This window comes from Klebsiella quasivariicola, assembly GCF_002269255.1.
In the GTDB taxonomy this organism is placed as follows: Bacteria; Pseudomonadota; Gammaproteobacteria; order Enterobacterales; family Enterobacteriaceae; genus Klebsiella; species Klebsiella quasivariicola.
Window position 1 is genome coordinate 1,526,645 of the sequence record NZ_CP022823.1, and the last position, 23,501, is coordinate 1,550,145.

General features: G+C 56.7%; 26 protein-coding genes. 14 read left to right on the plus strand and 12 right to left on the minus strand.

What is annotated here, in order from left to right; genetic code table 11:
* Positions 1–11: 11 nt before the first annotated feature.
* Positions 12–1,064 carry an HTH-type transcriptional regulator EutR gene (eutR, locus tag B8P98_RS07800; RefSeq protein ID WP_025711453.1) on the plus strand — a complete coding sequence of 351 codons (1,053 nt, stop codon included), beginning with the start codon at positions 12–14 and terminating at the stop codon, positions 1,062–1,064.
* A 43-nt stretch (positions 1,065–1,107) separates the two neighbouring features.
* On the opposite strand, the gene hemF is transcribed toward eutR, so the two are convergent.
* Both hemF and amiA read right to left on the minus strand, forming a co-directional pair.
* Positions 1,108–2,007: an oxygen-dependent coproporphyrinogen oxidase gene (hemF, locus tag B8P98_RS07805; protein WP_095032860.1), complete on the minus strand. Its 900-nt coding sequence runs from the start codon at positions 2,005–2,007 to the stop codon at positions 1,108–1,110.
* On the minus strand, positions 2,007–2,879 hold the full coding sequence (gene amiA, locus B8P98_RS07810) for an N-acetylmuramoyl-L-alanine amidase AmiA (RefSeq protein WP_025711451.1): 873 nt from the start codon (positions 2,877–2,879) through the stop codon (positions 2,007–2,009). The genes hemF and amiA overlap by 1 nt, the downstream gene beginning before the upstream one ends.
* 211 nt (positions 2,880–3,090) lie before the next feature.
* Here amiA and B8P98_RS07815 point away from each other — a divergent pair, with 211 nt between their 5' ends.
* From B8P98_RS07815 to B8P98_RS07830, 4 genes are all read left to right on the plus strand, one after another.
* Entirely contained in the window at positions 3,091–3,516 is a 426-nt protein-coding gene (locus tag B8P98_RS07815) for a GNAT family acetyltransferase (protein WP_002913637.1), read from the plus strand.
* Positions 3,503–3,952 carry a DUF2919 domain-containing protein gene (locus B8P98_RS07820; protein ID WP_025711450.1) on the plus strand — a complete coding sequence of 150 codons (450 nt, stop codon included), beginning with the start codon at positions 3,503–3,505 and terminating at the stop codon, positions 3,950–3,952. The genes B8P98_RS07815 and B8P98_RS07820 overlap by 14 nt, the downstream gene beginning before the upstream one ends.
* A gap of 61 nt (positions 3,953–4,013) precedes the next feature.
* Positions 4,014–4,589 carry an RpoE-regulated lipoprotein gene (locus tag B8P98_RS07825; protein WP_025711449.1) on the plus strand — a complete coding sequence of 192 codons (576 nt, stop codon included), beginning with the start codon at positions 4,014–4,016 and terminating at the stop codon, positions 4,587–4,589.
* A gap of 94 nt (positions 4,590–4,683) precedes the next feature.
* Positions 4,684–5,583: a Dyp-type peroxidase gene (locus tag B8P98_RS07830; RefSeq protein WP_025711448.1), complete on the plus strand. Its 900-nt coding sequence runs from the start codon at positions 4,684–4,686 to the stop codon at positions 5,581–5,583.
* Between the two features lie 162 nt (positions 5,584–5,745).
* Here the strand turns inward: B8P98_RS07830 and B8P98_RS07835 are convergent, their stop codons facing one another.
* Positions 5,746–6,093, minus strand: coding sequence for an endonuclease domain-containing protein (locus tag B8P98_RS07835; RefSeq protein WP_071993242.1), 348 nt, complete (start codon positions 6,091–6,093; stop codon positions 5,746–5,748).
* A 215-nt stretch (positions 6,094–6,308) separates the two neighbouring features.
* Between B8P98_RS07835 and cysP the strand changes: the two genes are divergently transcribed.
* The 5 genes from cysP to cysM all read left to right on the plus strand — a co-directional run bounded on the left by cysP (position 6,309) and on the right by cysM (position 11,147).
* The gene (gene cysP / locus B8P98_RS07840; protein WP_025711447.1) at positions 6,309–7,325 is read left to right on the plus strand and encodes a thiosulfate/sulfate ABC transporter substrate-binding protein CysP; all 1,017 of its coding nucleotides are present in this window, start codon (positions 6,309–6,311) and stop codon (positions 7,323–7,325) included.
* Positions 7,325–8,158 (plus strand): sulfate/thiosulfate ABC transporter permease CysT, encoded by an 834-nt coding sequence (gene cysT, locus B8P98_RS07845; protein ID WP_025711446.1) that lies wholly within the window; start codon positions 7,325–7,327, stop codon positions 8,156–8,158. Before cysP ends, cysT begins: the two co-directional genes overlap by 1 nt.
* On the plus strand, positions 8,158–9,033 hold the full coding sequence (gene cysW, locus B8P98_RS07850; RefSeq protein ID WP_095032861.1) for a sulfate/thiosulfate ABC transporter permease CysW: 876 nt from the start codon (positions 8,158–8,160) through the stop codon (positions 9,031–9,033). Before cysT ends, cysW begins: the two co-directional genes overlap by 1 nt.
* Positions 9,023–10,117, plus strand: coding sequence for a sulfate/thiosulfate ABC transporter ATP-binding protein CysA (cysA, locus tag B8P98_RS07855; RefSeq protein ID WP_002913623.1), 1,095 nt, complete (start codon positions 9,023–9,025; stop codon positions 10,115–10,117). The genes cysW and cysA overlap by 11 nt, the downstream gene beginning before the upstream one ends.
* A gap of 118 nt (positions 10,118–10,235) precedes the next feature.
* Entirely contained in the window at positions 10,236–11,147 is a 912-nt protein-coding gene (cysM, locus tag B8P98_RS07860; RefSeq protein ID WP_025711443.1) for a cysteine synthase CysM, read from the plus strand.
* On the opposite strand, the gene B8P98_RS07865 is transcribed toward cysM, so the two are convergent.
* From B8P98_RS07865 to ptsJ, 4 genes are all read right to left on the minus strand, one after another.
* Positions 11,144–11,539, minus strand: coding sequence for a YybH family protein (locus B8P98_RS07865; protein WP_025711442.1), 396 nt, complete (start codon positions 11,537–11,539; stop codon positions 11,144–11,146). The two genes, cysM and B8P98_RS07865, sit on opposite strands and share 4 nt — an antisense overlap.
* A 22-nt stretch (positions 11,540–11,561) precedes the next feature.
* Positions 11,562–11,936 carry a YfeK family protein gene (locus B8P98_RS07870; protein WP_080896875.1) on the minus strand — a complete coding sequence of 125 codons (375 nt, stop codon included), beginning with the start codon at positions 11,934–11,936 and terminating at the stop codon, positions 11,562–11,564.
* A gap of 89 nt (positions 11,937–12,025) precedes the next feature.
* The gene (locus B8P98_RS07875; RefSeq protein WP_025711440.1) at positions 12,026–12,733 is read right to left on the minus strand and encodes a type 1 glutamine amidotransferase; all 708 of its coding nucleotides are present in this window, start codon (positions 12,731–12,733) and stop codon (positions 12,026–12,028) included.
* 13 nt (positions 12,734–12,746) lie between these two features.
* On the minus strand, positions 12,747–14,045 hold the full coding sequence (ptsJ, locus tag B8P98_RS07880; protein ID WP_095032862.1) for a MocR-like B6 salvage transcription factor PtsJ: 1,299 nt from the start codon (positions 14,043–14,045) through the stop codon (positions 12,747–12,749).
* 82 nt (positions 14,046–14,127) lie between these two features.
* Here ptsJ and pdxK point away from each other — a divergent pair, with 82 nt between their 5' ends.
* Together pdxK and B8P98_RS07890 are read left to right on the plus strand one after the other, a co-directional pair.
* On the plus strand, positions 14,128–14,994 hold the full coding sequence (pdxK, locus tag B8P98_RS07885; RefSeq protein WP_080896877.1) for a pyridoxine/pyridoxal/pyridoxamine kinase: 867 nt from the start codon (positions 14,128–14,130) through the stop codon (positions 14,992–14,994).
* Positions 14,991–15,230: a cytoplasmic protein gene (locus tag B8P98_RS07890; RefSeq protein ID WP_080896878.1), complete on the plus strand. Its 240-nt coding sequence runs from the start codon at positions 14,991–14,993 to the stop codon at positions 15,228–15,230. The genes pdxK and B8P98_RS07890 overlap by 4 nt, the downstream gene beginning before the upstream one ends.
* A 40-nt stretch (positions 15,231–15,270) precedes the next feature.
* Here B8P98_RS07890 and crr read toward each other — a convergent pair whose 3' ends face one another.
* The 5 genes from crr to cysZ all read right to left on the minus strand — a co-directional run bounded on the left by crr (position 15,271) and on the right by cysZ (position 20,141).
* Positions 15,271–15,780 (minus strand): PTS glucose transporter subunit IIA, encoded by a 510-nt coding sequence (gene crr, locus B8P98_RS07895; RefSeq protein WP_008803873.1) that lies wholly within the window; start codon positions 15,778–15,780, stop codon positions 15,271–15,273.
* Positions 15,781–15,822: 42 nt separating this feature from the next.
* Positions 15,823–17,550, minus strand: a complete 1,728-nt coding sequence (gene ptsI, locus B8P98_RS07900) for a phosphoenolpyruvate-protein phosphotransferase PtsI (RefSeq protein ID WP_025711436.1) — start codon at positions 17,548–17,550, stop codon at positions 15,823–15,825.
* A gap of 44 nt (positions 17,551–17,594) precedes the next feature.
* On the minus strand, positions 17,595–17,852 hold the full coding sequence (gene ptsH / locus B8P98_RS07905) for a phosphocarrier protein Hpr (RefSeq protein ID WP_002913505.1): 258 nt from the start codon (positions 17,850–17,852) through the stop codon (positions 17,595–17,597).
* A 380-nt stretch (positions 17,853–18,232) separates the two neighbouring features.
* Positions 18,233–19,204: a cysteine synthase A gene (cysK, locus tag B8P98_RS07910; RefSeq protein ID WP_004202001.1), complete on the minus strand. Its 972-nt coding sequence runs from the start codon at positions 19,202–19,204 to the stop codon at positions 18,233–18,235.
* A gap of 175 nt (positions 19,205–19,379) precedes the next feature.
* The gene (gene cysZ, locus B8P98_RS07915) at positions 19,380–20,141 is read right to left on the minus strand and encodes a sulfate transporter CysZ (protein WP_025711435.1); all 762 of its coding nucleotides are present in this window, start codon (positions 20,139–20,141) and stop codon (positions 19,380–19,382) included.
* A 230-nt stretch (positions 20,142–20,371) separates the two neighbouring features.
* Here cysZ and zipA point away from each other — a divergent pair, with 230 nt between their 5' ends.
* Positions 20,372–21,415 carry a cell division protein ZipA gene (zipA, locus tag B8P98_RS07920; RefSeq protein WP_025711434.1) on the plus strand — a complete coding sequence of 348 codons (1,044 nt, stop codon included), beginning with the start codon at positions 20,372–20,374 and terminating at the stop codon, positions 21,413–21,415.
* A 69-nt stretch (positions 21,416–21,484) separates the two neighbouring features.
* Complete coding sequence (ligA, locus tag B8P98_RS07925) at positions 21,485–23,500, plus strand: NAD-dependent DNA ligase LigA (protein WP_025711433.1); 2,016 nt, start codon at positions 21,485–21,487, stop codon at positions 23,498–23,500.
* The last annotated feature ends 1 nt before the right edge of the window (position 23,501 follow it).

Sequence of the window (23,501 nt, forward strand, 5' to 3'; positions counted from 1 at the left end):
CTTTAACGATTATGAAAAAGCGTCGTTCTGCAAATTTGCACCATCTCTGTTGCGAGGCGTTACCTGATGACACCAGGCTGACGCCCCAGGTTGAAATTGACAATATTCATCAACGACACACGACGGATGTGTATGAGCACGCCCTGACCATTACCGCCTGGCAACAGATCTACGATCAGCTACATCCAGGTCAGTTTCGCGGCGAATTTACCGAAATCCTGCTCGATGAGATCCAGGTCTTTCGCGAATATACCGGGCTGGCGCTGCGTCAGTCCTGCCTGGTCTGGCCGAACTCCTTCTGGTTTGGCATTCCGGCGACCCGGGGAGAGCAGGGGTTTATCGGCTCGCAGTGCCTGGGCCGGGCAGAAATCGCCACCCGTCCCGGTGGGACGGAGTTCGAGCTGAGCACGCCTGATGATTACACCATCCTCGGGGTGGTGATTTCAGAGGAGGTGATTTCGCGTCATGCCAGTTTCCTGCACCATCCGGAGCGGGTGTTGCATATGCTACGCAACCAGTCAGCGCTGGCGGTACGCGAGCCGCATAAGGCCGCACTGTGGGGATTTGTCCAGCAGGCGCTGACCACTTTTAGCGAGCATCCTGATACCCTTCATCAGCCGGCTGTGCGTAAGGTCCTGCGGGATAATCTGTTGCTGGCGATGGGCACGATGCTCGAAGAGGCGCAGCCGATGGTGAGCGTGGAGAGCGTCAGCCACCAGAGCTACCGTCGCCTGCTGGCGCGGGCGCGTGAATATGTGCTGGAAAACAGCGCAGAGCCGTTAACCGTGCTCGACCTGTGTCAGCAGCTGCACGTCAGCCGACGTACTCTGCAAAACGCCTTCCATGCGATTCTGGGGATTGGTCCCAACGCCTGGCTTAAACGGATCCGCCTGAACGCCGTGCGCCGGGAGCTGATAAGCCCCTGGTCAGAGCGGGAGACGGTCAAGGAAGCGGCCATGCAGTGGGGGTTCTGGCATCTGGGGCAGTTCGCCACCGACTATCAGCAGCTGTTTGCCGAAAAACCGTCGATGACACTGCACCATCGCCTGCGCCAGTGGGTGTGAGCGAAGCGACGCCGCTGCCGGGGGCACAGCCGCCATCCGGCAGTTATAGCCAGTCGCGCACCTGAATAAACTCGTTCAGCGCCGCCTCCGGGCTGCCTTCTTCCGGCTGGTAATCATATTCCCAGCGTACCAGCGGCGGCATCGACATCAGAATGGATTCTGTCCGTCCCCCGGTTTGCAGGCCGAACAGGGTGCCGCGGTCCCAGACCAGATTGAACTCGACGTAGCGGCCGCGGCGATAGAGCTGAAAGTGGCGCTCGCGTTCGCCGTACGGCGTGGCTTTTCGGCGTTCGATGATGGGTAAATAGGCGTCAGCATAGCCGTTCCCTACCGCCTGCATAAAGGCGAAGCAGTGGTCAAAATCCGGGGTGTTCAGGTCGTCAAAGAACAGACCGCCGATACCGCGCTGTTCCTGGCGGTGCTTCAGATAGAAGTAATCATCGCACCATTTTTTATAGCGCGGATAGACATCTTCGCCGAACGGCAGACACAGATCGCGGGCGGTACGATGCCAGTGGACGGCATCCTCTTCAAAACCGTAGTAGGGGGTTAAATCAAAACCGCCGCCGAACCACCATACCGGGTCGGCGCCGGGCTTTTCGGCAATAAAGAACCGCACGTTGGCATGGCTGGTGGGCACGTAGGGGTTCAGCGGATGAACCACCAGCGAGACGCCCATGGCTTCAAAGCTGCGTCCGGCCAGCTCCGGGCGGTGCGCGGTCGCTGAAGCGGGCATCGCATCGCCGTGGACGTGGGAGAAGTTGACCCCGGCCTGTTCGAACACAGCGCCATCGCGCAACACCCGGCTGCGCCCGCCGCCGCCGCCTTCCCGCTGCCAGGCGTCTTCAATAAACGGGGCGCCATCGACAGCGCTCAGCTGCTGACAGAGGCTGTCCTGAAGCTGGAGCAAAAAAGTTTTAACCTGCGCGGCATCGGGTTTCATTAACGTCTCTTCGAATGGGCTTTCTGGTTATCGAACCAGTGGAAATAGCTGATAATGCCGTTGGCAATGGCGGTGGCGATTTTCTGCCGGAAGGCGGTGGTACCGAGCAGTTTCTCCTCGTTCGGGTTGGTAATAAACGAGGTTTCCACCAGCACGGATGGAATGGAAGGCGACTTCAGTACCACGAACGCCGCCTGTTCAGTATTGCGGCTGTGCAGCTTATGCACCGGCTTAATCTTTTTCAGGATATGCGAGCCCAGCGTCAGGCTGTTTTTAATGGTGTCAGTCTGCACCAGATCGAACAGCACCTGCTGCAGCAGATGATCTTTATCCGTCGCTTTCTTACCGGCAACTTCATCGGCGCGGTTTTCGCGATCGGAGAGGTATTTTGCCATGGCGCTACTGGCGCCGCGGTTTGACAGGGCGAACACCGAGGCGCCGGCAGCGCTCGGGTTAGTGAAGCCATCGGCGTGGATCGACATAAACAGATCGGCGCCGTGCTGATGGGCGATCTCCACCCGGTCATAAAGCGGAATAAAAGTATCGCCGGTGCGGGTCAGGCGAGCGTCGATGCCGTTGCTGCGCAGAATGCTGCGCACGTTTTTAGCGATCGCCAGCACCACATGCTTCTCTTTCGACCCGTTATGGCCGATAGCCCCGGTGTCGATACCGCCGTGGCCCGGGTCCAGCATCACAATGCGGCGGCCACCGGCCTTTTTGGCGGCGGGCTTGCTGTGTCCATTCGATGTTTTCAGTGGCTGTTCTTTTGCGCTGACCTGCGCGGCGACGCCACTCAGCGTCATCGCAGCCAGCCCGGCTTTCAGCACCTGACGGCGCGAAGCAAGTATTTTTAAGGGTTTAAAAGTGCTCATTCGGCCTGAATTGTAAACAAGTGATGTCCAATGTTATATCGTATCGCGTTTGCCGTTACGACCATTCAAAATAAGAATTGTTTTACTTTTCATTTCAATACATGACAAAGTCATATTATGCCATTTTTTGCCGCTGATTTCGCCTGATATTGGCTATCAGTTATATTCGCGCCATAATCACTGTTTTTAACCGTCAATGGTGGGGAATACCATGGAGATTCGCGTTTTTCGCCAGCAGGATTTTGAAGAGGTTGTGACGCTGTGGGAGCGCTGCGATCTGCTGCGCCCGTGGAACGATCCGGAGATGGATATTGAGCGTAAGCTGAATCATGACGTTAGCCTGTTTCTGGTGGCGGAAGTGAACGGTGAAGTCGTTGGTACGGTGATGGGCGGTTATGATGGTCATCGCGGCTCCGCATATTATCTGGGCGTCCATCCGGAATATCGTGGCCGGGGCATCGCAAACGCGCTGCTCAATCGTCTGGAGAAAAAGCTGATTGCCCGCGGCTGCCCGAAAATCAACATTATGGTCCGTGAAGACAACGACGTGGTGCAGGGAATGTATGAGCGGCTGGGCTATGAATACGCCGATGTCCTGACCCTGGGCAAGCGCCTGATCGAAGATGAAGAATACTGAGTTTATCCCCGCCGATTTTGATGCCCATGGCCGTCTGCGCCTGCCGTTTCTTTTTTGGTGCGTGCTGTTGTTGCAGGCCCGCACGTGGGTGCTGTTTTTAATGGCCGGAGCCTCACGCCAGCAGGGCGACGCGATTCTTAATCTGTTCTATCCCGATCACGACCGCTTCTGGCTCGGTTTACTGCCCGGCGTGCCGGCGGTACTGGCCTTTCTGCTTAGCGGCTATCGTCAGCGCCTGCCGCGCCTGTGGTCGGCGATGCGCTGGCTGCTGGTGCTCTCGCAGTTGCTGCTGTTGCTGTGGCAGCCGATGCTATGGCTTAGCGGTGAATCCCCCTCTTCATTAACCATCGGGCTGCTGGCGGCGGATGGCTATGCCCTGTGGTGGCTGCTAACCAGCCGTCGCCTGGGAGCCTGTTTTCGCCAGACCACCTTTTAATGGCACTTTTTGCCGATCGCGAACTCCAACATGCGTTGAATGACTCAGAAAGGATTGTGATATGAAATCGCTACGTGTAATGCTCTGCGCGCTTCCGCTGGCACTGACCGGCTGCTCCACGATGAGCGCGGTCAACTGGTCGGCGGCCTATCCGTGGAACTGGTTTGGCGCTTCCACCGAGGTGACCGAGCAGGGCGTGGGTAAACTGACGGCTTCCACGCCGCTCAATGAACAGGCCATTAGCGATGCGCTGGGCAGCGACTACCGTTTGCGCAGCGGGATGAAGACCGATAAGGGCAATATCGTCCACTACTTTGAAGCGCTGAAAGACAACAGCGTGGCGCTGACCATCAATGGCGACAACGGTACCATCAGCCGGATTGACGTGCGCGATGTCGAAATCAAAACCGCCAGCGGCGTGAAAATCGGCACACCGTTTAGCGACCTGTACAGCAAAGCCTTTGGCAACTGCCAGAAAGGCAGCAATGACAACGGCGCGGTCGTCGAGTGTCAGGCCGAGGGGAGTCAGCATATCAGCTACGCCTTTACCGGCCACTGGAGCGGCCCGGACGAGCTGATGCCCTCCGACGATACCCTGAAAAACTGGAAGGTCAGCAAGATTATCTGGCGTCGCTAAATTGATCTGAAGAGACACGACAGCTCTGAAAAACAGTTACAATAGCGCGTTAGCAACGCGACAGCGTTGTGGTTGCATCATTTCAGGAGGAGCGATGTCTCAGGTTCAGAGCGGCATTTTGCCGGAACATTGCCGCGCGGCGATTTGGATTGAAGCCAATGTTAAAGGGGACGTTAACGCCCTGCGCGAAGCGAGCAAAAAATTTATCGATACCCTTGCCACCTTCCAGGCTAAATTCCCCGACGCCAAACTCGGCGCGGTGGTGGCGTTCGGCAATAGCGTCTGGCGTCAGCTGAGCGGCGGCGTAGGGGCAGAGGAGTTAAAAGATTTTCCGGTCTATGGCAAAGGGCTGGCGCCGTCCACCCAGTATGACCTGCTGATTCATATTTTATCCGCCCGTCATGAAGTTAACTTCTCGGTGGCGCAGGCCGCGATGGCCGCCTTTGGCGACGCTATCGACGTGAAAGAAGAGATCCACGGTTTCCGTTGGGTGGAAGAGCGTGATCTCAGCGGCTTCGTCGACGGCACCGAAAACCCGGCGGGGGAAGAAACCCGCCGCGAAGTGGCAGTCATTAAAGACGGTGTGGACGCGGGCGGCAGCTACGTGTTCGTCCAGCGCTGGGAGCATAATCTCAAACAGCTGAACCGCATGAGCGTACCGGATCAGGAGATGATGATCGGCCGTACCAAAGAAGCCAACGAAGAGATCGATGGTGATGCACGTCCTGAGACCTCGCATCTGTCGCGCGTTGACCTCAAGGAAGACGGTAAAGGGCTGAAAATTGTCCGCCAGAGCCTGCCGTATGGCACCGCCAGCGGCACCCATGGCCTCTATTTCTGCGCTTACTGCGCGCGCCTGTATAACATCGAGCAGCAGCTGCTGAGCATGTTTGGCGATACCGACGGCAAACGCGACGCGATGCTGCGATTCACTAAACCGGTGACCGGCGGCTATTACTTCGCACCATCGCTGGAGCGTATTCAGGCGCTGTAATTTTTTCCCCTCACCCTAACCCTCTCCCCAAGGGGGAGAGGGAACCGTTCGGTACGGTTGGCAAGCCCCAGTACGGACCGCCTTTCACCCTCTCCCTCAGGGAGAGGAGACGGTACGGTGCGGCTATGGAATCTGCGTGCGGACTCTCTTTCTCCCTCTCCCTCAGGGAGAGGGGCGGGGTGAGGGTATCGGCGACTCAAGCGCTTCAAGTATTCTCTCCATCACCGCATCCTCATACTCTTCAAACTCATTATTCCAGAAGCGTAAAACCCGCCATCCCTGGCTCTGTAGCCAGCGGGTGCGGCGAACATCGTAGGCACGCCTCTCATCGTGTTGGCCGCCGTCCAGTTCAATCGCCAGCCGTATTGCGCAGCAGGCAAAATCGAGAATATAGGGACCCACGGGATGCTGGCGGCGAAATTTATAGCAAGCAAAACGGCGGTTGCGCAGTAAGTACCATAGCCGACGTTCTGCTGGCGTTAAGCTACGTCTGAGCTGATGAGCAAAAATCTATGTGTTTTTCATATAAACACAGTGCACGCCTGGCTGCCGTTTGTCACAATGACACGTCTAATCTGCGAGCCGCTTTCAGCAAAGCTTTGCCAGTTGCTTATTCTCTTTTCGACTTCCAAATCGCCAAACGGTATATAAAACCGTTACTCCTTTCGTACCCGTTATAAATATGATGATCATCAGAAAATGTTCAACGTTGATAAGGGTGCGCAATGGCCGTTAAATCACTGAAAAAAGGATATCTGGCGCTGGCGGCTTCCATGCTGCTGGCCGCGCAGGCGCAGGCGACGGAGCTGCTGAACAGCTCCTATGATGTCTCCCGCGAGCTGTTTGCCGCCCTTAACCCGCCTTTTGAGCAGCAGTGGGCGAAGGACAATGGCGGGGACACGCTGACGATTAAGCAGTCGCATGCCGGTTCATCCAAGCAGGCGCTGGCTATTTTGCAGGGTCTGAAGGCGGACGTGGTCACCTACAACCAGGTGACGGACGTGCAGATCCTGCATGACAAAGGCAACCTGATCCCGGCCGACTGGCAAAGCCGCCTGCCGAACAACAGCTCACCGTTCTATTCGACGATGGGTTTCCTGGTGCGCAAAGGCAACCCGAAAAATATTCATGACTGGAACGATCTGGTTCGCTCTGACGTCAAGCTGATTTTCCCGAACCCGAAAACCTCGGGTAACGCCCGATACACCTACCTGGCGGCATGGGGCGCGGCGGATAAAGCCGACGGCGGCGATAAAGCCAAAACCGAACAGTTTATGACCCAGTTTCTGAAGAACGTCGAAGTCTTTGATACCGGCGGACGCGGGGCGACCACCACTTTTGCTGAACGCGGCCTGGGCGATGTGCTGATTAGCTTCGAATCGGAAGTGAACAATATTCGTAAGCAGTATGAGGCGCAGGGATTTGAAGTGGTGATCCCGAAAACCAACATTCTGGCGGAGTTCCCGGTGGCATGGGTGGATAAAAACGTCAAAGCCAATGGCACCGAAAAGGCGGCGAAAGCCTACCTGAACTGGCTCTACAGCCCGCAGGCGCAAACCATCATTACCGACTACTACTACCGGGTAAACAACCCGAAAGTCATGGACGCGCTGAAGGATAAATTCCCGCAGACCGAACTGTTCCGCGTGGAGGACAAGTTTGGCGCCTGGCCTGAGGTGATGAAAACCCACTTCGCCAGCGGCGGCGAACTGGACAAACTGCTGGCGGCGGGGCGTAAGTAATGTTTGCTGTGTCGTCTAAGCGCGTGCTGCCGGGCTTTACCCTGAGCCTCGGCACCAGCCTGCTGTTTGTCTGTCTGATTTTGTTGTTACCGCTCAGCGCGCTGGTAATGCAGCTGGCGCAGATGAGCTGGGCGCAGTACTGGGATGTGATCAGCAACCCGCAGGTGGTCGCGGCCTATAAGGTGACGCTGCTGTCGGCATTCGTGGCCTCGATATTTAATGGCGTATTCGGTCTGCTGATGGCGTGGATCCTGACCCGCTATCGTTTTCCGGGCCGCACGCTGCTCGATGCTTTAATGGATCTGCCGTTTGCGCTGCCCACCGCGGTGGCGGGCCTGACCCTGGCCTCGTTGTTTTCGGTTAATGGTATTTACGGGGAATGGCTGGCGAAGTTCGATATTAAAGTCACCTATACCTGGCTCGGCATCGCCGTGGCGATGGCCTTTACCAGCATCCCGTTTGTGGTACGTACCGTGCAGCCGGTGCTGGAGGAGTTAGGGCCCGAGTATGAGGAAGCGGCGGAAACGCTGGGCGCGACGCGCTGGCAAAGCTTCCGCAAGGTCGTACTGCCGGAGCTGTCGCCGGCGCTGCTGGCGGGTATTGCCCTGTCGTTTACCCGCAGTCTCGGCGAGTTTGGCGCGGTGATTTTTATCGCCGGCAACATCGCGTGGAAGACCGAGGTGACCTCGCTGATGATCTTTATTCGTCTGCAGGAGTTTGACTATCCGGCCGCGAGCGCGATCGCCTCGGTGATCCTTGCTGCTTCACTGCTGCTGCTGTTTTCCATCAATACCCTGCAGAGTCGCTTTGGTCGACGGGTGGTAGGTCACTAATGGCGGAAGTTACTCAATTGAAACGCTACGACGCGCCCCGCATTAACTGGGGTAAATGGTTTCTGATTGGCGTCGGGATGCTGGTCTCTGCCTTCATCCTCGTGGTGCCGATGGTCTATATCTTTGTCCAGGCTTTCAGCAAAGGATTGATGCCGGTGCTGGAAAACCTGGCCAACCCGGACATGCTGCATGCTATCTGGCTGACGGTAATGATTGCCTTGATTACCGTCCCGGTGAACCTGGTGTTCGGTACGTTGCTGGCCTGGCTGGTGACACGTTTTACCTTTCCGGGGCGCCAGCTGCTGCTGACGTTACTGGATATCCCGTTCGCCGTCTCGCCTGTGGTGGCCGGCCTGGTGTATCTGCTGTTTTACGGCTCTAACGGTCCGCTGGGCGGCTGGCTTGACGCGCATAATCTGCAAATCATGTTCGCCTGGCCAGGCATGGTGCTGGCGACCATCTTTGTTACCTGTCCGTTTGTGGTGCGTGAGCTGGTGCCGGTGATGATGAGTCAGGGCAGTCATGAAGATGAGGCCGCGGTGCTGCTGGGCGCGTCCGGTTGGCAGATGTTCCGCCGGGTGACGTTGCCCAATATTCGCTGGGCGCTGCTGTACGGCGTGGTGCTGACCAACGCCCGCGCCATCGGCGAATTTGGCGCGGTGTCGGTGGTTTCCGGCTCGATCCGCGGCGAAACGCTGTCGCTGCCGCTGCAAATTGAACTACTGGAGCAGGATTACAACACCGTCGGCTCGTTTACCGCCGCCGCCCTGCTGACGTTAATGGCTATTCTGACCCTGTTTTTAAAGAGTATGTTGCAATGGCGTCTGGCCAATCAGAAAGAACGCGCGCAACAGGAGGGAAATCATGAGCATTGAGATTGCCAATATTAAGAAATCGTTTGGTCGCACCCAGGTGCTTAATGATATCTCGCTGGATATCCCTTCCGGACAAATGGTTGCGCTGCTGGGGCCCTCGGGCTCCGGAAAAACCACCCTGCTGCGAATTATCGCCGGTCTGGAGCATCAGACCAGCGGTCATATCCGCTTCCACGGTACCGACGTCAGTCGGATGCACGCTCGCGACCGTAAAGTGGGCTTCGTTTTCCAGCACTATGCGCTGTTCCGCCATATGACGGTGTTCGATAACATCGCCTTTGGCCTGACTGTGCTGCCGCGCCGCGAACGCCCCAATGCGGCGGCGATTAAAGCCAAGGTGACCAAACTGCTGGAGATGGTGCAGCTGGCCCATCTGGCGGATCGCTATCCGGCGCAGCTGTCCGGAGGCCAGAAGCAGCGCGTGGCGCTGGCGCGCGCCCTGGCGGTGGAGCCGCAAATTTTGCTGCTGGATGAACCTTTCGGTGCGCTGGATGCGCAGGTGCGTAAAGAGCTGCGCCGCTGGCTGCGTCAGCTGCATGAAGAGCTGAAATTCACCAGCGTGTTCGTCACCCACGATCAGGAAGAGGCGATGGAAGTTGCCGACCGGGTGGTGGTCATGAGCCAGGGCAACATCGAACAGGCCGATGCCCCGGAGCGCGTATGGCGTGAGCCGTCTACCCGTTTCGTGCTGGAGTTTATGGGGGAAGTGAACCGCCTGCAGGGGGTCATCCGCGGTGGACAGTTCCACGTCGGCGCCCACCGCTGGCCGTTAGGCTATACCCCGGCATACCAGGGGCCAGTGGACCTGTTCCTGCGCCCATGGGAAGTGGACATCAGCCGGCGGACCAGCCTGGATTCGCCGCTGCCGGTGCAGGTCCTGGAGGCCAGCCCGAAAGGGCACTACACCCAATTAGTCGTCCAGCCTCTGGGGTGGTATGACGAACCGCTGAGCGTGGTGTTAACGGGCGATGAGGCGCCGTCCCGCGGCGAACGGCTGTTCGTCGGGCTGCAAAACGCGCGTTTGTACAACGGTACCGAGCGTATCGAGCCGCGCGGCGAGCTTGCTCTGGCGGAGTCGGCCTGATAGCTTAAATCCATGTGCTTTTGCCGGGTGAGGCTCTGCTTACCCGGTCTGGAATTATCACGCGTCTGCCAGGCCGGGTAAGCGAAGCGCCGCCCGGCTTTTTTATTGAGTAAAAATCGTGAATACACTCGAACAAACCATCGGCAATACCCCTCTGGTCAAACTTCAGCGTCTGGGACCGGACAACGGCAGCGAAGTCTGGGTCAAACTCGAAGGCAATAATCCGGCCGGCTCGGTGAAAGATCGCGCCGCGCTGTCGATGATCGTCGAAGCGGAAAAACGGGGTGAAATCCAGCCTGGCGACGTACTGATCGAAGCGACCAGCGGCAACACCGGCATTGCGCTGGCGATGATCGCTGCGTTGAAAGGTTATCGCATGAAGCTGCTGATGCCCGACAACATGAGTCAGGAGCGTCGGGCCGCCATGCGCGCCTACGGCGCCGAGCTTATCCTGGTGACCAAAGAGCAGGGAATGGAGGGGGCTCGCGACCTGGCGCTGGAGATGGCCCAGCGCGGAGAAGGCAAACTGCTCGATCAGTTTAACAACCCGGATAACCCCTACGCCCACTACACCACTACCGGACCGGAAATCTGGCAGCAGACCGCGGGGCGAATTACCCACTTTGTCTCCAGCATGGGGACCACCGGCACCATTACCGGGGTATCGCGCTTTTTGCGCGAACAGAGTAAGCCGGTGGCTATTGTCGGCCTGCAGCCGGAAGAGGGCAGCAGTATTCCCGGGATCCGCCGCTGGCCAGCAGAGTATATGCCGGGCATTTTTAACGCTTCGCTGGTAGATGCGGTGCTGGATATTCATCAGCAGGATGCCGAGAACACCATGCGTCAGCTGGCGGTACGGGAAGGGATTTTCTGTGGCGTCAGCTCAGGCGGCGCGGTGGCGGGCGCGTTACGCATTGCCCGCGAAAATCCCGGCGCGGTGGTGGTGGCGATCGTCTGCGATCGTGGCGATCGCTACCTCTCCACCGGCGTATTCGGCGAGGAACATTTTAGCCAGGGGGCGGGCATTTAATCATCGAGCAGGTCAGTGCCGTAGGAGTTATCGACAGTGCACAGCCAGCGCTCGTCCTGCTTCTGAAAGACGTAGGTGGCGCGCCGCGTAACCTGGGATATCCCGTCCGCCGTCGGGATATCCAGCCGGGTTTCCATAATGACCAGCGCATTGCCGCCGCCTTCAATAACCTCCATTTTTCCCTGAGTCACCACCAGTCGGTGCTGGAAATAGTCGGCAATGGCGATAAAGGCTTTGCGGATATTCTCTTTCCCTCTGACCACCATGCCCGGTTTGACGACCAGCGCGGCGTCTTCTGCGTAATGGGCCATCAGGGTATCGTAATCCTCCTGCGAGATTGCGCGATCGCAGGCTTCAATGACTGCTTTTAACGTGGAGCTGGAGTGAGGCATTGCTGGGACTCCTGTTCGTGAGTTATTTTTCCGCCACCGTCACAGTTTTATCCGTCTGGGCGATCAGGGTATGCAGGTACGGCCGGGCCTGCTGATCGTTTTTACCAGGGAACCTGACGATATAAGGCTTGCCGGTGACAGAGGATGATGATGCCACCTTATCGATAAATTGTTCTGCAGTATCGATACGGTTGCGCGTATTACTTAATTTCAGCCTCAGATGTGCCACGGCTTCATCGCAAGTATGGGCATCGCCATTGCGCACGAAGATGAGATCGCTTTTTTGCGCCAGGGCATCAAGCATCGCATTAATGCGCGCTTCCTGGTAGGCGTTAAGTTTAGCTATAACGGGAAAAGAGAGTAACAGTGTCAGCAGCGCGCAGAAAATGCTTTTCATTTTGCGTCCCTTCCGGATTGGGTTGTCCGGTAAAGTCTACTCTCTTCGCGCCATGGCAATTAAGCTTTCGGAATAGCGCCTGTTTCCGGTTATTTTTCCGTCAGTTTGTCGAGAAATGTCCAGAGTTTCTGATTCATCTCTCGATAGTCCCAGGTGCGCATTTCCTCTTCGCGACGGACAAAACGACGGCCTCTGGCGGCGTTAAGTTCCTGCTGTGAATTGGCGATCAGCAGTTCGATTACCGCAGTATCAAACTCCATATGGCACTGGAAACCGTAGACCCGTTCGCCATATTTGACTATCTGTCGTGGGCAGCCTTCGCTGGAGGCAAGCACTTCCGCCGTTGGGGTCAGGCCGGGCATATCGTTATGCCAGTGGCCAACCACTACGGTATGGCCGAAGTGAGCGATTTTGTCATCCATCAGTCCGGCGGTGGTTAGCGTCAGCGGATAATGGCCAATCTCTTTTTCCGGACTTTCCATCACCGGCGCGCCCAGCGCTTCGCCAATCAGCTGCGAGCCGAGGCAGATACCCACCACGATGCGACCCGCGTGAACGGCCTGAGCGATCAGCCGCTGTTCCGCCTGCGCATTAAAGTAGGGACATTCTGCCAGCGTAGTGCGTGGAGACTGCGGGCCGCCAAGCACCACCAGCATATCAAAATCGTGTGCGTTTGCCGGCAGTGGATCTCCGGCATAAATCCGCGACCAGGTGGTGGAATAGCCATGCTTTTGCACCCAGGTCAGGTAAGCGCCGGGCGCTTCAAAATGCTCATGAACAATAAAATGGACCCGCATGTTATGGCCTCCGTTAGGGGTGGGTTAAGACCAGCGCCAAATCTTCTGCCAGTCGGTTAATCTCAGCGTCATTCAGGCGACCCAACGACAGGCGCAGCCCGTGTGCTGGTGTTCGCACGCCAAATACTTCCCCTTCGCGTACCAGCCAGCCCGCGCGGGCCAGGCGTAACGCGTAAGGCTGGCTCGCCGCCGGCAGCGGCAGCCAGAAATTGAGGCCATCGCCCGGCGGAAAATGACGGGATCCGTGCCGGGCCAGTGCCGCCGCCAGTTTCTGATTTTGCTGTTGGTAGTGATCGCGGCTCTCGGCCATCGAGGCGATAAACAGGTCATCGGTCAGGCAGGCGAGCGTCAGGTCCTGTAGCAGATGGCTGACCCACTGGCTGCCAGCGTTTAGCCGCAGACGCAGCGCGGCTGAGGTTTCGCTATCGCTGGCGATAAAGGCCAGCCGCAGGTCCGGCCCCAGGGTCTTCGACATTGAGCGGACCAGCGCCCAGCGTTGTGTGCTCGCGGGCAGAGGGGAGTACCATGGCGTGGCCGACAGCAGGGCAAAATGGTCATCGACGATAGCCAATACCTGCGGATAGCGGGCCAGCACCTCCCGCAGCGCTTGCGCCCGGGGTTCCGTCAGGCTACAGCCGGTTGGATTATGCGCCCGCGGGGTTAAGATCACTGCCCGCGCGCCGTTACGCAATGCCGTCTCCAGCTCGTCAGGATCCATCCCCTCGGCATCCACCGCCACCGGACAGGGGGTAAAACCAGCGTAACGCACCATATTGATACTGCTGAGAAAGCAGGGATCTTCCACGACCACGCCATCCCCCGGGAGCAGCAGCGCGCACAGCAGGCGTTCCAGAGCGTCAATCGCCCCGCTGGCAAGATTGACTTCAAACGGAGCGGACAGTTCGCGAGCAAACCAGGCCGTGGCCCACTCCCCCAGTCGGGGGTCGACAGCGGCATCCCCATACAGGCGCGGCGTGCGGATAATGTGATCCAGATAACGGGTGAGATCGGGTAGTCTGGCAGGATCCGGATTGCCGCCGGAGATATCGTTCAGCGGCGTGGATGGATCGCCTCCCTCCAGCACTGGCAGTGTGTCCCGCGCTTTGATGGCCGTACCGTTGCGTCCCTGACTGACGGCCAGGCCAGAGGTCACCAGGCGTTTATAGGCGGCGGCGACGGTATTGCGATTCACCGCCAGCTGGCTGGCGAGCTCACGTACCGGCGGCAGAATTTCGCCGGGTTGCAACACGCCGCTTTGCACCAGGTGGCGTATATTGTCGAAGATTTCGCTGGCGGTTTTTCCGGCTAACATTATTGACCTATGACAAAATGAAATTTAGCATAGGACGAATCATAATCAGAGCGTGACCCGCTGTCCAGCGGGGGGAGAAAAGATGGGCCAGCAAGATGACATACAATCAGTGCTCTTTCATGACAAAAGCCGGGCGTCGGAGGTTGATATCGTCGCCGTGCAGTCACAGGTAGTCTACGGCAGCGTCGGTAACAGCATCGCGGTTCCGGCGATTAAACAGCACGGCCTGCGCGTGCTGGCGGTGCCGACGGTGCTGTTCAGCAATACGCCTCATTATGAGACGTTCTATGGCGGCATTATCCCGGAGGAGTGGTTTGTCGGATATCTGCAGGCGCTGGAGGAGCGCGACGCGTTGCGTGAACTGCGGGCGGTGACCACCGGCTATATGGGCAATGCCGTGCAAATCGAGCGCCTGGCGCAGTGGCTGACACGGGTTCGTGTGCGCCATCCTGAGCTGTGCATCCTGGTGGATCCGGTCATCGGCGATGTCGACAGCGGCATCTACGTTAAGGCCGAGATCCCGGACGCCTATCGTCAGCATTTGCTGCCGCTGGCACAGGGGATCACCCCGAATCTGTTTGAACTGGAGACGCTGAGCGGCAGGCGCTGTCGCAATCAACAGGAGGCGGTTGCCGCGGCGCGAAGTCTGCTGTCAGATACCCTTAAGTGGGTGGTGATCACCAGTGCACCGGGGGAGGCGAGTTCGACGATCAATGTGCTGGTGGTAACAGCCGATGCGGTGGAGGTGGTGGTTCATCCACGGGTGGAGACAGATTTGAAGGGGACGGGCGATCTGTTCTGCGCCGAACTGGTGAGTGGCCTGCTCAGCGGCCTGGCACTGGGGGCCGCGACACAGGCTGCCGCGCAGCGCGTGCTGGAGGTGATGAACTGGACCGCCGCGCAGGGTTGCGATGAACTGATCCTGCCACCGCTGGAGAAAAATCGATGAAAAGCTACCGGTTAGTGATCCGCCAGCAGGGGCGTATTGTCGGTCATTTTGATACGACGGGGGAGGCGGCGCTGGAGGATGCCTGCGTGGCGCGGTCGCTGTTCGGCCTGGCCGGAGGGTATCAGTGCGAACTGCTGGTTTCTGACAGTGAAAGACGCATTCTGGAAAGTACGCCGGAAGGTATGCGCGTTCTTTCCCGGGAGAAATGCTACCAGGTAGTGACCAACGCGATATAAAAAAATGGCGCCTTTCGGCGCCATTTTTATGCAGCAAGCATTACTTCTTGATGCGGATAACCGGGGTTTCGCCCACAGTCACGCTACCGGACAGTTTGATCAGCTCTTTGATCTCGTCCATGTTGGAGATAACCACCGGCGTCAGGGTAGACTTGGCTTTCTCTTCCAGCAGCGGCAGATCGAATTCGATTACCGGGTCGCCGACTTTCACGCGCTGGCCTTCTTCAGCAATACGCTTGAAGCCTTCGCCTTTCAGTTCAACGGTATCAATACCGAAGTGAACGAAGAGCTCAATGCCGCTATCAGATTCAATAGAGAACGCATGGTTGGTTTCGAAAATTTTACCAATGGTACCGTCTACCGGCGCGACCATTTTGTTACCGGTCGGTTTGATGGCAATCCCATCGCCCACAATTTTTTCCGCAAAAACCACATCCGGCACGTCTTCGATGTTGACGATTTCACCGGAAAGGGGAGCAATAATCTCAATAGTTCCGGTGTCTTTCTTGTCATCAGAAACCAGAGATTTCAATTTATCAAACAAACCCATGATCTTCTCCTAAGCAGTAATTTGGGCCGCGCATCTCGTGGATTAGCAGATTGTTTTTTCTTCAATGAACTTGTTAACCAGCGTCATTAACTCGTCCGTTGTCGGTTGAGCAAGAGCCTGCTCTGCTAATACTTTTGCATCTTCGAAGTTCGTGTTACGAATAATCTTCTTGATGCGCGGGATGGAAATGGCGCTCATAGAGAATTCGTCCAGCCCCATACCCAGCAACAGAAGTGTAGCACGTTCATCGCCCGCAAGCTCACCGCACATGCCAGTCCATTTACCTTCAGCGTGAGAAGCATCAATAACTTGCTTAATCAGATTCAGTACAGACGGTGACATTGGCTGGTAAAGATGTGAAATCATATCATTACCACGGTCAACTGCCAGAGTATATTGCGTTAAATCATTGGTGCCGATACTAAAGAAATCAACTTCTTTGGCCAGATGACGAGCAATAGTCGCCGCAGCCGGTGTTTCCACCATCACGCCGATCTCAATGGATTCGTCAAATGCTTTACCTTCGTCACGCAGTTCCTGTTTGTAGATTTCGATCTCCTTCTTCAGTGCACGCACTTCTTCAACAGAGATGATCATCGGGAACATGATGCGCAATTTACCGAAAGCAGAGGCACGCAGAATAGCGCGAACCTGATCGCGCAGGATCTCTTTACGATCCATCGCGATACGTACGGCACGCCAGCCGAGGAACGGGTTCTCTTCTTTCGGGAAGTTCATGTACGGCAGCTCTTTGTCGCCGCCGATGTCCATGGTACGGACGATAACGGCCTGAGAGCCACAGGCTTCAGCCACCGCTTTATAAGCTGCAAACTGCTCTTCTTCTGTCGGCAGCGCGTCGCGATCCATGAACAGGAATTCGGTACGATACAGGCCTACGCCTTCGGCGCCGTTGCGCTCAGCACCTTCGACATCGCGAACGGTACCAATGTTGGCGCACACTTCAACCTGATGGCCGTCGAGGGTAATCGCCGGCAGATCTTTCAGTTTCGCCAGTTCGGCTTTTTCTTCCGCAACCTGAGCCTGCAGATTACGCAGCGCTTCAATTTGCTCGTTAGACGGGTTGATCAGAACCTGATTGTTCACCGCGTCAAGAATCAGATAGTCGCCGTTTTTCACCTGCGCCGTAATGTTGCCGGTGCCCACAATCGCTGGCAGTTCCAGGGAACGCGCCATGATGGAGGTGTGAGAAGTACGGCCGCCCGCGTCGGTGATGAAGCCCAGCACTTTTTTCAGGTTCAGCTGTGCGGTTTCAGACGGGGTCAGATCGGCAGCGACGAGGATAACTTCATCCTGAATCGCGCTCAGATCGATGATCGCCAGACCAAGGATGTTGCGCAGCAGGCGCTTACCGATATCACGTACGTCAGCGGCACGTTCTTTCAGGTATTCATCGTCCAGCTCTTCCAGGGCAGTGGCCTGACCGTCGATAACTTCATTGGCTGCCGCGTCGGCAGTCATGTGCTTATCTTTAATCAGGGCTATGATTTCCTGCTCAAGCTCCTCATCTTCCAGCAGCATGATATGCCCTTCGAAGATGGCTTCTTTTTCTTCACCGAAAGTTTCACCAGCTTTGGTTTTGATGACCTCCAGCTGGGCGGAGGCCTTGGCGCGGCCGCTCAGGAAACGTTCGACTTCCTGATCAACCTTATCGGCAGAAATTTTCTTCCGGTCGATGACAATTTCATCTTCCTTCAGCAGCAGTGCTTTGCCGAAGGCGATACCCGGGGATGCTAAAATGCCTGAAATCATAACCCTACCTTACTTGTGACTGATATGAAAAAGAACCCGTGAACTTACTCGAGTTCAGCCATCAGTTTAACCAGATGTTCAACAGCTTTCTGCTCATCTTCGCCTTCAGCGGAGAGGGTCACTACGGTGCCCTGGGTCAGGCCCAGAGTCTGCAGTTTGAACAGGCTTTTGGCGCTGGCGCTTTTGCCGTTGGAGGTTACAGTGATCTCAGAAGTGAAGCCTTTAGCTTCTTTAACAAACTGAGCAGCAGGGCGGGTGTGCAGACCGTTCGGAGCGGTAATGGTAACTTCTTGCTGGAACATTATATTTCCCCAACTTATAGGTTTAGTGTTGTGGACCTAAAGTCTAGTCTAACGACTCGACTTTAGCCTGTATTGTTAGCGCCGGCGTTACGTTTCCGGCCTTGGCGTCGGCAGCGCCTGGCGCTGCGAAGACCTGAGGGCCATTGACGTCTAGCACGTCATTAAACATTATGCCGCGAAAGGAAGACTTGAACCAAATCATAAAATCGATTCAGCTGGCGGAAATCCTCTTCTGAATAATTTCGCGCATCAAAATAAATGTGCTGGTTAAATACCAGACCCTACGAGGTGAATCAATGCCAGGAGGGGTAAAACTTTGACGTATGCCACAAAAAAGCACCTGAAAAGGTGCTTTTTTACACATTATTTACAAGCTGGCACTACTGTTGCAGTTCTTTCTCTGTGAAGAGATCGGCAAACAACGCGGTGCTTAAATAACGCTCACCTGAGGAAGGTAGGATAACCACAATATTCTTATTGGTAAAGGCCTCATCTTCCTGCAGCTTCAGCGCGGCGGCAACGGCGGCCCCGGAAGAGATACCTGCCAGAATGCCTTCTTCTTCCATCAGACGGCGTGCCGTCGAGATAGCTTCATCATTGGTGATACCGATGACTTTATCCACCAGCTTCAGATCCAGGTTGCCAGGGATGAAGCCAGCGCCGATACCCTGAATTTTGTGCGGACCCGGCTTGAGCTCTTCGCCTGCCAGCGCCTGAGAGATGACCGGCGAGTCGGTCGGTTCAACCGCGACGGTGATCAGATCTTTTTTACCCTTGGTGTTTTTAATATAGCGGCTGACACCGGTCAGCGTTCCGCCGGTACCAACGCCAGAGATAAACACATCCACTTGACCGTCGGTGTCTTCCCAGATTTCCGGGCCGGTGGTTTTCTCGTGAATTTCCGGGTTTGCCGGGTTGCTGAACTGCTGCAGCAGCAGGAATTTTTCCGGGTTGCTGGCGACAATCTCTTCCGCTTTCTGGATGGCGCCTTTCATACCTTTGGCGCCTTCGGTCAACACCAGGTTTGCGCCCAGCGCTTTCAGCAGCTTACGACGCTCAATGCTCATGGTTTCTGGCATGGTTAGCGTCAGTTTATAGCCGCGTGCCGCCGCCACGTAGGCGAGGGCGATACCGGTGTTGCCGCTGGTCGGTTCGACCAGTTCCACGCCAGGTTTCAGAACGCCGCGCTTTTCAGCATCCCAGATCATATTGGCGCCGATACGGCATTTTACGCTAAAGCTCGGGTTACGAGATTCTACCTTTGCCAGGATACGGCCGTTACCAATGCGGTTCAGTCGTACCAGCGGCGTATGACCGATAGTCAGGGAGTTGTCTTCAAAAATCTTACTCATGGCCCGTCCTTAACTGTATGAAATTTGGGGGTACGGCATCAGCATACCCGCTTAAAGAATATGCGGAAGTAAGGATTTAGCATATCTATATGCGGAAGGGAAATAATGGTGAGCAAGAAGGAATAAGCGAGATATAAGGAGCGGCCTTTGCCGCTCCTGGATGGACGTATAAGAGCTACTTCCAGAGACCGTGTTTATCGCGATAGCAATCAACCCACATGGCGGTGGCGCCGCAGATAGCCACCGGGAGGATCACCAGGTTTACTACCGGGATCATGGTGAACAGGCTGGTGAGCGCCCCAAACTGCATATTCATCACCTTGCGGCTGCGCAGTGCTTCACGCATGGTTTTGAAGGGGACCTTATGATTATCAAAAGGATAATCACAGTATTGAATCGCCAGCATCCATGCGCTGAACAGGAACCAGAGTACCGGTGCTACTGTCTGGCCAACGCCAGGAATAAAATAGAGCAATAACAGCACGATGGCACGCGGCAGATACCAGGCTAGCTTCTGCCACTCCCGTTTCATAATGCGCGGAATATCCTTCATGATGCCAAACACGCCGACATCCGGCGGGGTGGCGCCGGTCAGGCGTGCTTCCAGCTGTTCTGCCAGCAGTCCACTGAACGGGGCGGCTATCCAGTTGGCGATTGTCGAAAAGAAGTAGCCAAACACCAGCAGGATTGAGATCACTACCAGCGGCCACAGCAGATAATTCAGCCACTGCAACCAGTCCGGTACATGGCTCATCAGCGAGGGGATCCAGCTGCCGAGACGGGTAAACAGCCACCAGAAGGCACCGCCCATCAGCAACACGTTAACCAGCAAAGGCAGGAAGACATAACGACGTATGCCCGGCAGACCGATGAGTTTCCAGCCCTGCGAAAAATAATAAACGCCGCTACGCGGGGTTGGTGCGGATGATGAAACCATAGCCAGGCAATGCTCCTTTTTTAACATCCAGGGTGAATGCGCGCTTATTTTATCGGGTCGTCAGACAATAACCAGTTAGGAAATGTTCGAAAAAACAGCAAAAAGCACGATTTAGTTCATCTTTATGTGGTGAAAGCCACCGACGCACTTGCACTTGAGGTAATCGGCAAATACTCTTAGTGAGTAAATGTTTGCCGTGGTGGCAAGGTGTTAGAACAACAGAGAATATAATGATGCAGGATTTGCGTCTGATATTAATCATTGTTGGCGCGATCGCCATAATCGCTTTACTGGTACATGGGTTCTGGACCAGCCGTAAAGAACGTTCTTCGATGTTTCGCGATCGCCCACTGAAACGTATGAAGTCGCGCGACGATGAGTCAGAAAATGACGACTTTGATGATAATGTTGAAGGCGTAGGTGAAGTCCGCGTTCATCCGGTCACTCACGCCCCGCACGGCGCGCATGGGGAGCATGAAGCCCCTCGTCAGGCGCCACAGCACCAGTACCAGCCGCCTTACGAGCGTCAGATGCAGCAGCCTGTGCGTCCCGAAGAACCGGTTCGCCAGCCGCCGCGCCAGGCTCCGGTTCCGCCGCAGGGGCAGCAGCCTGTGCCGCATGCGGCACCACAGCCCGGCTGGCAACAGCCACAGCCCGCGCAGCCGCCCGTGCAACCTCAACACCAGCCGCAGCCGGTTGTGCAGCAGCCCGTGGCGCCACAACCGGTGACGCCGTCTGTCGCCCAGCCGCAGCCGACCGCACCGCAGCAGCCTGTCGCCGCGCCGCAGCCCACTGTGGCTGAGCCACAGCCAGCGGAACCGCAGCAGCCTGCTGCCCCTCAGCCGAAAGAGCGCAAAGAGACGGTTATCGTGATGAACGTCGCCGCTCATCACGGCTCGCAGCTTAACGGTGAGGTGCTAATCAACAGCATTCAGCAGGCCGGTTTCAAGTTTGGCGAAATGAATATTTTCCACCGTCACCTGAGCCCGGACGGCAGCGGACCCGTGCTGTTTAGCCTGGCCAACATGGTGAAGCCGGGGACCTTTAATCCGGACAGTATGGCGGATATGATGACCCCCGGGGTGACTATCTTTATGCAGGTCCCTTCCTATGGCGATGAACTGCAGAACTTCAAGCTGATGCTGCAGTCTGCGCAGTATATCGCTGATGAAGTGGGCGGCGTGGTGCTTGACGATCAGCGTCGCATGATGACGCCGCAAAAACTGCGTGAATATCAGGATCGTATTCGCGAAGTGAAAGACGCGAACGCCTGACGTCCCGCGTTATCTCAACTCCTTCTCAACCCCCGCCTGTCGGGGGTTTTTTATCATTGATGGTGTGATATGGAACCGATCGAACAACAACTGACTGAACTGCGAACCACGCTTCGCCATCATGAATATCTGTACCACGTTATGGACGCACCGGAAGTACCCGATGCGGAATATGACCGCCTGATGCGCGAGCTGCGCGAGCTGGAGAGTCAGCATCCGGAGCTGATTACCCCGGACTCGCCGACGCAGCGGGTGGGGGCGGCGCCACTGACCGCCTTCAGCCAGATCCGCCATGAAGTACCGATGCTGTCGCTGGACAACGTATTTGATGAAGAGAGTTTTCTTGCCTTCAACAAGCGGGTGCAGGATCGTCTGAAAAGTACTGACGGTCTCACCTACTGCTGCGAGCTTAAGCTCGACGGCCTCGCGGTGAGTATTCTCTATGAAAACGGCGTGTTAATGCAGGCGGCGACCCGCGGCGATGGCACCACCGGCGAAGATATTACCTCTAACGTGCGAACCATTCGCGCCATCCCGCTCAAGCTGCATGGCGAAAATATCCCCGCCCGCCTTGAGGTGCGCGGTGAGGTGTTCCTTCCGCAGGCCGGGTTTGAAAAAATCAATGAAGAAGCGCGCCGCACCGGCGGAAAAGTGTTTGCTAACCCGCGTAATGCGGCGGCGGGTTCGCTGCGCCAGCTCGATCCACGCATCACAGCGAAGCGACCGCTTACTTTCTTCTGCTATGGCGTGGGCGTGCTGGAGGGCGGCGAGCTGCCCGCCAGCCACTCGGCCCGTTTGCTGCAGTTTAAAGCCTGGGGGCTGCCGGTGAGCGATCGCGTCACCCTGTGCCATACCCCCGAGGAAGTGCTCACTTACTATCGTAAAGTTGAGGAAGATCGTCCTCATCTGGGCTTTGACATTGATGGCGTAGTGATCAAAGTCGATTCGCTGGCATTGCAGGAACAGCTGGGTTTCGTGGCCCGCGCGCCGCGCTGGGCTGTGGCCTTTAAGTTCCCGGCACAGGAGCAGATGACTTTCGTCCGGGACGTGGAGTTCCAGGTGGGGCGCACCGGAGCGATTACCCCAGTGGCGCGCCTGGAGCCGGTCCATGTTGCCGGCGTGCTGGTGAGCAATGCCACCCTGCATAACGCCGATGAAATCGAGCGCTTAGGTTTGAAAATCGGCGACAAGGTGGTGATTCGCCGGGCTGGCGACGTGATCCCGCAGGTGGTCAACGTGGTGCTTTCCGAGCGTCCGGCAGATGCCCGGGATGTGGTCTTCCCGACCCACTGCCCGGTATGTCAGTCAGACGTTGAGCGGGTCGAGGGCGAAGCGGTGGCTCGCTGTACGGGCGGCCTTATCTGCGGTGCGCAGCGCAAAGAGTCGCTCAAGCACTTTGTCTCTCGTCGCGCACTGGACGTTGACGGCATGGGCGACAAAATCATCGATCAGCTGGTAGAGAAAGAGTATGTCCATACCCCGGCGGATCTGTTCCGCCTGACGGCAGGAAAACTGACCGGGCTGGATCGGATGGGGCCGAAGTCTGCGCAAAACGTGGTGAACGCCCTGGAGAAAGCCAAAGAGACAACCTTTGCGCGCTTCCTTTACGCGTTGGGTATTCGCGAGGTAGGCGAAGCGACGGCGGCGGGGCTGGCGGCGCATTTTGGCACCCTTGACGCTCTGGAGCAGGCGTCCATTGAGGATCTGCAAAAGGTCCCTGACGTTGGCATCGTAGTCGCCACCCATACCTTCAACTTCTTTGCCGAAGAAAGCAACCGCGATGTCATCGCGCAGCTGCTGGCCGAAGGCATCCACTGGCCGGCGCCCGTGGTGGTGAAGGCGGAAGAAATTGATAGTCCGTTTGCGGGTAAAACCGTGGTTCTGACCGGTAGCCTGAGTCAGCTGTCGCGGGATGATGCCAAAGCACGTCTGGTGGCGCTGGGGGCGAAGGTAGCTGGCAGCGTGTCGAAGAAAACCGATCTGGTGATTGCCGGCGAAGCGGCGGGCTCTAAGCTGGCGAAAGCGCAGGAGCTGGGCATTGAGGTGATTGACGAAGCCGAAATGATGCGTCTGCTGGGAGAATAAC